2 protein-coding genes are annotated in these 4,077 nt (G+C 70.3%); one reads left to right on the top strand and one right to left on the bottom strand.

What is annotated here, in order from left to right; all coding sequences use genetic code 11:
- Positions 1-134: 134 nt before the first annotated feature.
- Positions 135-2,723: a DUF3141 domain-containing protein gene (locus Q673_RS30640; RefSeq protein ID WP_023006560.1), complete on the bottom strand. Its 2,589-nt coding sequence runs from the start codon at positions 2,721-2,723 to the stop codon at positions 135-137.
- Positions 2,724-2,996: 273 nt separating this feature from the next.
- Between Q673_RS30640 and lipA the strand changes: the two genes are divergently transcribed.
- Positions 2,997-4,055: a lipoyl synthase gene (gene lipA, locus Q673_RS30635; RefSeq protein WP_023006559.1), complete on the top strand. Its 1,059-nt coding sequence runs from the start codon at positions 2,997-2,999 to the stop codon at positions 4,053-4,055.
- Positions 4,056-4,077: the final 22 nt, after the last annotated feature.

Genomic DNA, 4,077 nt, shown 5'->3' with positions numbered 1-4,077 from the left:
GGTAACTGCGATAGCCCTGCGGGTGCCGGCCCTCTGACCGTAGACCGCGCGTACCGCGCCGGCAAGCGCCGCCCAGAACAAGCGCGCCCCCGTCGCGGGTGGCGACGGGGGCGCGACAGGCGTCGGGCGTGGGGTCAGCGTTTGCTGCCACCGCCGCCGGGCTTGCGACGCGTGGTGGTGCCACGGCGCCGGGTGGTGGTGCGCCGGTTCGCCGGCTGGCGCTTGCCCGCGGGGGCGGGCTTGGCGCCGGCCTCGGCGGAAGGCGCGGCCGCGTCTTCCTGGCGCGCCTCGGGCTCACCGGACTCGGCCGGGGAGGGTGCCTCGGGGATGGCGGGCGTCTCGTCCGCCGGCTCTTCCTGGCGGGTGTCGGCCGCGGCCGGCGTCTCCTCGCGCTTCTCGGCCCTGGCGGCAGGCTCGGCCTGGCTGCGGGTCTCCATCAGCCCTTCCAGCTCGCTGTAGGCCTGGCGCTGGGCCTGGGCCTGCTCGCCGATCCACGCCTCCGCCTCGGCACGGGACTCCGCCTCGATCTGGGGGGCCCGGTCGATGGCGCGCTCCAAGAGCGCCCGCACCCGCGCCAGGCGCTCGGCGGAGTTGTCGGAGAGCTCGCCGCTGGCCGCCAGCACATGCTCGATATGCTCGAGGTGGCCGGCGATCTGCTCGGCGCTCTGCCCCTGGAGCAGCGCCGGCAGCGCCTCGACAGCCGCCTCGCGGTCCAGCTTCAGGATGAAGAACTGTTCGCGCATCAGGCACTTGAAGTCGGCCAGCGACAGCTGGGGCTCGAGCTCGGCGTGGGAGGCGCGCAGGCGCTTGAAGTTGCGCTCGTCGGTGGAGGGAGCACCGCCCAACACATAGATGAGGGCACGGGCCACCGCCTCGTGGCTGCCGCCCTCGGCGAGGCGCGCGTGCAGCTCGGCCTGGCGACGCTCGATGAAGCGGCGATGCTCCGGCTCGGCGCCGGGGCGGCGGCGATGCACATGGGCGTCGCCCCCGAGGCCGACCAGGGACTGCAGCAGCGGCTGGCCGTAGACGTCGAGGAACATCCGCTCGATGGCGCCGTCACGCAGGTCGCGCCAGGCGTTGAGGCTGCGCGTGATCTGGTCCGAGGCGATGGACTCCAGCACCCGGAAGAGGTTGTCCTCGTTCAGCGGGTGACGGTCGGCACGGACCCGCTCAGCCAGCACCGGGATGGAGGCCATCAGCGGGTTGCGGTCAGAAAGCAGCCTGTAGCCCAGGCGGTTGGGGTGCATGCGGCGCATCCAGTGGGCCGACTCCGGGGTCGCCAGGGCACGCACCCAGGGCTGCACGAAGAGCCGGTAGAGCCCCAGGTTGATCTCGGAGAGGCGCGCCACGGTGGCGAAGCGGGTATCGTCCTCGACGCTGTGCTGCACCACCTCGTCGAGCTCGTCGACGCTGCGCGGGGTGAACTCCAGCAGGTAGTCGCGCTCCACCGGCTCGCCATCATGCTCGTCGGCCCGCGACACCGTGGTCTCGTAGAGGCCCGGCGGCAGGAGGTCGATGTAGTCCATGTTGGCGGTGAACTCGGTATGCTCCTTGCGGGAGACGCTGCCCGAGACGAAGATCCCCAGGTGACCGGTGGAGTCATGCACGCAGTAGACGATGGTCTGCTCGTTGGCGACGATGTCGTCGCTGCCCTCGTAGAGGTCGCGCACCCAGCCCAGCGCCTGAGGCGGCGGAGTGATGTCGTCCCCCCAGGAGCAGAACACCACCACCGGCGAGCGCACGTTGCGCAGGTCGATGCGCCGTCCGTCGGAAGTCACCATCTGAGCGGTGGAGAGGCGGTTGCCCACGAAGAGGTTGTCGACGATGTACTGGATCTCGTCGCCGCCGAGTACCACATGGCCGCCCCACCAGCGCTCGAACTCCAGGTAGCGCTCCGCCTCGGTATCGACCTGGGAGTAGAGCCGGTACTGCTTGGTCCAGTAGGTGTTGGCCGGGTTGAGGTTCTCGAAGTTCTGCACCAGCCAGGCGCCGTCGAAGGTACCGTCGCCCAGATCGCTCAACAGCGAGGTCATCCAGCTGCCGCCGGTCAGGCCGCCGGTATAGCGCATCGGCGCCTCGCCGCGCACCCCGGCCCAGTAGGAGAGCGGCGCCCCGGCGATCAGGATCGGGCCGAACAGGTCGGGCTCCAGCGAGGCGGCCATCATCACCTGCCAGCCGGCCTGGCAGTTGCCCACCACCATGGGCTTCTCGGAGAGCTCGGCGTGGCGCTCGTTGACGTGGCGCAGGAAGGCGACCTCGGCCTCCACCACGTCCTCGACCTGCTGGCCGGGCACCGGGTAGGGCAAGAAACCGATGAAGTAGCAGGGGTGGCCGGCGCGCAGGGCGACGCCGATCTCGCTGTCGGGCTTGAAGCCGCCGATGCCGGGGCCGTGACCGGCCCGCGGATCGACCACCACGAAGGGGCGCATCTGCAGGTCGGTCTCCATGCCCGCGGGGGGCAGGATGCGCAGCAGCTCGTAGTTGACCGGCCGCGGCAGGTCACGACCGTCCATCAGCACCTCGGCGTCGAAGCCGAGCACGCTGGGCTTGGTCTGCTCGATATGCTCCAGGTACTGGTTGCCGCGGCGGCGCATCACGTCCAGGTAGAGCACAGAGCGCTCCATGGCGTCGAGCCAGTAGCGGCCCGCGGCGCGCCCGAAGCCGAAGGGGTCGAACAGGGCGAGCGCGTCGGCCGACGGGGTCGGCATCGGAAGGGTCATCATGGTGACCTCCTGCATTGGCGGTCAGGGAAAGGGACGCCGGTCGTCTCGCCGGCATTTGCTGCAATGCAATATAGCGCAATTCGGCGACGACGACGAGCCCCGCGAACGCTGACCCGGCCCCCCTTGACTGGCGCCGCACACTCGCCCCGGGCGATGCCTCGTCGCCACGCCTGTGGTAAATTGTGGGGCATTTCCGACATCCACAGCGCCAAGGCGCCGCGGCCCGGGCCGTTACCGGTGCCCGCCGACGCCGAGCGGAGGGGCTCACACCCAATGAGCGACAGTACCCCGAAAACCACCATCGCCAGCGGCAAGAAGTTTCGCACCGAACACGGCTTCGCCGCCATCAAGGACGGCATCAAGCAGCGCCCCCAGCAGGACGAGGGCGGCGGTGTCTCCGGCCGCAAGCCCAAGTGGCTGCGCGCCCAGATCCCCGGCGGTGAGCGCTTCGAGGCGGTCAAGCGCAACGTCAGCGAGCATCGCCTGAGCACCGTCTGCGCCGAGTCACACTGCCCCAACATGGGCGAGTGCTGGAGCAACGGCACCGCCACCATCATGCTGATGGGCTCGGTCTGCACCCGCGCCTGTCGCTTCTGTGCCGTGGACACCGGCAACCCCGGCGGCTGGCTGGATGCCGAGGAGCCTGCCAATACCGCCAAGTCGGTGGAGCTGATGGGGCTGCGCTACGTGGTGCTGACCTCGGTGGACCGCGACGACCTCGACGACGGCGGCGCCGCCCACTACGCCGACTGCATCCGCGCCATCAAGGCCAACACCCCGGAGGTCGTGGTCGAGGCGCTGACACCGGACTTCGACGGCGTGCACGCCGCCATCGAGCGGGTGGTCGACTCGGGCCTCGAGGTATTCGCGCAGAACGTCGAGACCGTGGAGCGCCTCACCCGCCGGGTGCGCGACCCCCGCGCCGGCTACCGCAAGACCCTCGACGTGCTGGCCCATGCCAAGGCCCATAACCCCAGGGTGCTGACCAAGACCAGCCTGATGCTGGGCCTCGGCGAGAGCGACGAGGAGATCCTGGCCACCTTCGACGACCTGCGAGCCATCGGCGTCGATATCGTCACCCTGGGCCAGTACCTGCGCCCCACCCGCAACCACCTGCCGGTGGAGCGCTGGGTGAGCCCCGAGGAGTTCGACCGCTATCGCCGCCTGGGCCTGGAGAAGGGCTTCATGGAGGTGGCGGCCGGGCCGCTGGTGCGCTCGAGCTACCGTGCCGACCGGGTGTTCGAGAAGAACAACCTGGGGCTGGCCGCCCCCGCCGAGGTGCCGGGCCAGGCCCCCGACCCCAACCGCATCGATGCCATTAACGTGGGATAAGGCGGCAAGCGGCAAGCGGCAA

The sequence above is a fragment of the Halomonas sp. PBN3 genome, assembly GCF_000475415.1.
GTDB lineage: Bacteria > Pseudomonadota > Gammaproteobacteria > Pseudomonadales > Halomonadaceae > Halomonas > Halomonas shengliensis.
The sequence above is the reverse complement of the archived record's forward strand: the minus strand, read 5'-3'. Positions and strand labels throughout refer to the sequence as shown.